Genomic DNA, 4,245 nt, shown 5'->3' with positions numbered 1-4,245 from the left:
AGCTGGCCGTGGACCACCTGATCACCGGCGAGGCCGTCGCCCACGGCCTGGCCGCCGTCTCGCTGCGCTACTTCAACGTGGCCGGCGCCTACGGCGCGTACGGCGAGCGCCACGACCCCGAGTCGCACCTGATCCCGCTGGTCTTCCAGGCGGCGCTGGGCCAGCGCCCGCACATCGCGGTCTACGGCGACGACTACCCGACCCCGGACGGCACCTGCATCCGCGACTACATCCATGTCGCGGACCTCGCCGACGCCCACCTGCTGGCGCTGGACGCGGCCAAGCAGGGCGAGCACCTGATCTGCAACCTGGGCAACGGCAGCGGCTTCTCCGTCCGCGAGGTCATCGAGTCCGTCAAGCGCGTGACCGGCCGCGAGATCCCCGTCCAGATGGCCGGCCGGCGCGCGGGCGACCCCGCCGTCCTGGTCGCCTCCGCGCAGCGCGCGCACGAGGCCCTGGGCTGGACCCCGCGCCGCCCGGAGCTCGACGACATCGTCGCCGACGCCTGGAAGTTCACCCTGGAGAAGAACGGCCAGTAGGCCTCACCCCGGATCACGGCCGAGCGCCGTCCGCGTCGACCCGCGGGCGGCGCTCCGCCGTTCCCGGGGGCCGTTCCCGGGGGCCGTTCCCGGGGTCTCCGGGGATCCCGGGAACGGCCCGGACCCGGTCGGCCCCGGTCAGGCCCGGTAGGCGCGCAGGAAGACCCGTACGCCGGCGGTGATGATCTCCTCGACCTCCGCCTCGGGGAGCGGCTGGGCGCCGAAGTACGAGCGGTGGGTGATCTCGGTGCCGGTGAGCAGGGTGAAGTGCTGGGCGGCCCGGGCGGGGTCGGGCACGTCCAGCAGGCCCCGCTCGCCGAGTTCGGCGAAGCGACGGGCGAGTTCGGCGTGGACCGGGCGCGGGCCGGTGTCCTGCCAGGCGTGCAGGACCTCCGGCGGCAGGTGGACGACCTCGGCCTGGATCTGGCGCACCAGCGCGAAGTGGTCGGCGAAGTCGGTGAGCGGGTCCACCCAGCCCCGGGCGAGCGAGGTGAGGTCCTCCTCCAGGTCGGTGACCTTCGCCAACCGGCGCTCGATGATGTCCAGTTGGGCGTCCCTGACCTGGGCGGCGCTCTCCTGGACGACGGTGCGGAAGAGCACCTCCTTGCCGGCGAAGTGGTTGTAGATGGTGCGGGTGGAGACCCCGGCCTCGGCGGCGATCGCGTCGATGCTCGCGCGGCTGTAGCCGTCCCGGCCGAAGACCGTGCGGGCGGCTCCGGTGATGGCCCGGCGCTTCTCGGCGAGTCCGCGCCGGGGCCGGTCCGCCGAGCCGGGGCCGGTCGCGGTCCCGGTCGCCGGGTCGGTTGCCGCGCCGGTCGAGGGGTCGGTCATGGGAACACCTCCAGGAAATTACAGTCACCGTTGTACACATTGCCATACACGTTGTACTTTACCTGACGTGCCGTCCGATCGGCCCGGAGCGCGAACGCCGGGCCGCGGGCCGTACGCGCCCCAACCCGCCCGCCACGACCACCCCGGAGGTCCGCCATGTCCCTCGCCCCGCACCGCGTCGCCGTCATCGTCGGCAGCACCCGCCCCGGCCGCTTCGCCCCGACCGTGGTCGACTGGTTCGTCCGCACCGCCGAGGCCCGCGGCGACCTCGACCTCGACCTGATCGACCTGGCCGACCACCCGCTGCCCCAGCTCGGCGAGCAGCCGGACCCCGAACGGGCCGACGCGGCCGCCGCGCTGGCCGCCCGCCTCGCCGAGGCCGACGCCTTCGTGGTGGTCACCCCCGAGTACAACCACAGCTTCCCGGCCGGCCTGAAGAACGCCCTCGACCGGCACCGCGCCGAGTGGCAGGCCAAGCCGGTCGGCTTCGTCTCGTACGGGGGCCTCGGCGGCGGGCTGCGGGCGGTCGAGCAGCTGCGGCTGGTCTTCGCCGAGCTGCACGCGGTCACCGTGCGCGACAGCGTCAGCCTCCACAACGCCTGGTCGCTCTTCGACGAGACGGGCGGGCTGCTGGACCCGACCGTCCCCGCCGGCGCCGCCAAGGGCATGCTCGACCAGCTCACCTGGTGGTCGCAGGCCCTGCGGGAGGCCCGCGGGATCCGCCCGTACGGCGTCTGAGCCGCGGCCGGGCAGGGGGAGGTCCGCCATGAGTGCCGCCACAGCAGTCAGCCCCGCCGGGACGTCACCGCGGCCGGCCGGTCCGCGCACCGCCGCCGTCGGTGCGGTCGTCGTGCTCGGCTCGCTGATGACCGTCCTCGACACCACGATCGTCAACGTGGCCCTCGACCACCTCACGGAGAGCTTCCACGCCCCGCTCTCCACCGTCCAGTGGGTCACCACCGGCTACACGCTGGCGCTGGCCACCGTCACGCCCGTCACCGCCTGGGCGATCGGACGGTTCGGCACCCGGCGGCTCTACCTGACCGCGATCACGCTGTTCGTGCTCGGCTCGGTGCTCGCCGGGGCGGCCTGGGACGCGCCCTCGCTGGTCGCCTTCCGGGTGCTCCAGGGGCTCGGCGGCGGCATGGTGATGCCGGTCGGGATGACCGTCCTGGTCCGCGCCGCCGATCCCGGCCGCACCGGGCGCACCATGAGCGTGCTGGGCATCCCCGTCCTGGTCGGGCCGCTGGCCGGCCCGGTGCTGGGCGGCTGGCTGGTCGACCAGGCCTCCTGGCGCTGGATCTTCCTGGTCAACCTCCCGGTCGGCCTGCTCGCCCTGTTCCTCGCCGCCCGGCTGCTGCCCCGCGACGGCGGCGCCCGGGCCGCCGGCCGGCTGGACCTGCCGGGCCTGCTGATGCTCTCCCCGGGCCTGGCCGCGCTGATCTACGGCCTGGCGACCGGCGCCGAGGCCGGGGGCCTGGGCGCCCCCGCCGCCCTGCTGCCCGTCCTGGCCGGTGCGGCCCTGGTGGCCGCCTTCGTGGTCCGGGCGCTGCGAACCGCCGCGCCGCTGCTCGACCTGCGGCTGCTGGGGCGGCGCAGCTTCGCCGCGCCGGCCGCGACGCTCGTCCTGTTCGTCGGCGGCTACTTCGGCTCGATGCTGCTGCTGCCGCTCTACTACCAGCTGATCCGCGGCCAGAGCGCCACCGGCGCCGGGCTGCTGGGCATCCCGCAGGCGTTGGCGACCGGCCTCACCATGCGGTTCGCCGGACGGCTGGTCGACCGGGTGGCCCCGGGCCGGGTGGTGCTCACCGGGGTCGCCGTCGCCGCCACCGGGTTCCTCGCCTTCACCGGTCAGCTGGCCGCCGACACCCCGTACTGGCGGCTGGTGGCCGCGCTGACCGTGATGGGCGTCGGCGTCGGGATGACCATGATGCCCGCGATGGCCGCGGCGACCCGGGGGGTCGCGCCGGAGGAGGTGCCGGCCGCCAGCACCATGACCACCATCGTCCAGCAGGTGGGCGGTTCGGCCGGGACGGCGCTGATGTCGGTGCTGCTCACCGGGGCGCTGGCCGACCGGCTGCCGGGTGCGGCGATGGACGGCGGCGGGCTCGCGGCGGTCCACGCCCTGGACGCCTCCGCCCGGACGGCGCTCGCCCCGGCCCTCGCGGAGGCCTTCCGCGACACCTACGGGTGGGCGGTCGCCCTGATCGTCCTGGCGCTGCTGCCCGCCCTGCTGCTGCCCCGCCGCACCCCGCGGGACTGACCGCGCCCGGCCGCACCCCACGACCCCGCCGGACCCGCCCCCATGGGTGAACTCGCGCCAATGTCGCACCTCCTGACGAAACTTCACCGAACCCCCACCGGGCCGACCCGCACCCCGTACGCTGAATCCGGTACCGGTGGGGGTCGGAGCCGTGGCATGACCGGGCGTGGGCGGTCCGGTCGGGTGCGGGTGTCCGGACGGCGGTCCGGGGACGGCGTCGCGGTCCCCGCCGTGCGGCCGGGCCGAGCAGGGGAGAAGTGACGATGGGGCGGATCCGCGTCCTGGTGGTCGACGACCACCGGATCTTCGCCGAGGCACTGGCCGCGGCGCTCGCCGCCGAGCCCGACGTCGAGGTCGGCGCCGCCGGCAGCGTGGCCGCGGCCGAACGCGCGCTGGAGCGCGCCGCGATCGAGGGGCGGGCCTTCGACGTCGTCCTGATCGACGCCGACCTGGGCGCCGAGGGCGCCGCCACCCACGGCGGCACGGGCGGTACGGTCCCGGGCCCCGCCGTCGCGCAGGGTGCCGCCCAGGGCCCGCGCCGGGTCGTCCGGCCGACCGGTGACGGCCAGCCGGAGGCCGTACGGCGGCGCCTGCCGGCACACCGGCCGGCAG

General features: G+C 75.7%; 4 protein-coding genes and 1 pseudogene. 4 read left to right on the top strand and 1 reads right to left on the bottom strand.

Features of this window, described 5'->3' with window-relative positions; genetic code table 11:
- Positions 1-539, top strand: a 539-nt coding sequence (locus tag ACWEQL_RS41330) for an NAD-dependent epimerase/dehydratase family protein (RefSeq protein ID WP_452156610.1), incomplete at its 5' end; no start/stop codon positions are given.
- A gap of 138 nt (positions 540-677) precedes the next feature.
- On the opposite strand, the gene ACWEQL_RS41325 is transcribed toward ACWEQL_RS41330, so the two are convergent.
- Positions 678-1,370: a TetR/AcrR family transcriptional regulator gene (locus ACWEQL_RS41325; protein WP_452156608.1), complete on the bottom strand. Its 693-nt coding sequence runs from the start codon at positions 1,368-1,370 to the stop codon at positions 678-680.
- Positions 1,371-1,526: 156 nt separating this feature from the next.
- On the opposite strand from ACWEQL_RS41325, the gene ACWEQL_RS41320 reads away from it, so the two are divergent.
- The 3 genes and pseudogenes from ACWEQL_RS41320 to ACWEQL_RS41310 all read left to right on the top strand — a co-directional run.
- Entirely contained in the window at positions 1,527-2,108 is a 582-nt protein-coding gene (locus ACWEQL_RS41320) for an NADPH-dependent FMN reductase (protein ID WP_452156606.1), read from the top strand.
- Between the two features lie 28 nt (positions 2,109-2,136).
- Positions 2,137-3,633, top strand: a complete 1,497-nt coding sequence (locus tag ACWEQL_RS41315; RefSeq protein ID WP_452156604.1) for a DHA2 family efflux MFS transporter permease subunit — start codon at positions 2,137-2,139, stop codon at positions 3,631-3,633.
- A 263-nt stretch (positions 3,634-3,896) separates the two neighbouring features.
- A pseudogene (locus ACWEQL_RS41310) lies at positions 3,897-4,245 on the top strand (DNA-binding response regulator); the annotation flags it as partial.

The sequence above is a fragment of the Kitasatospora sp. NPDC004240 genome (assembly GCF_053603215.1).
Note: the sequence above shows the minus strand (reverse complement) of the source record. Positions and strands in the feature narration are given on the sequence as shown.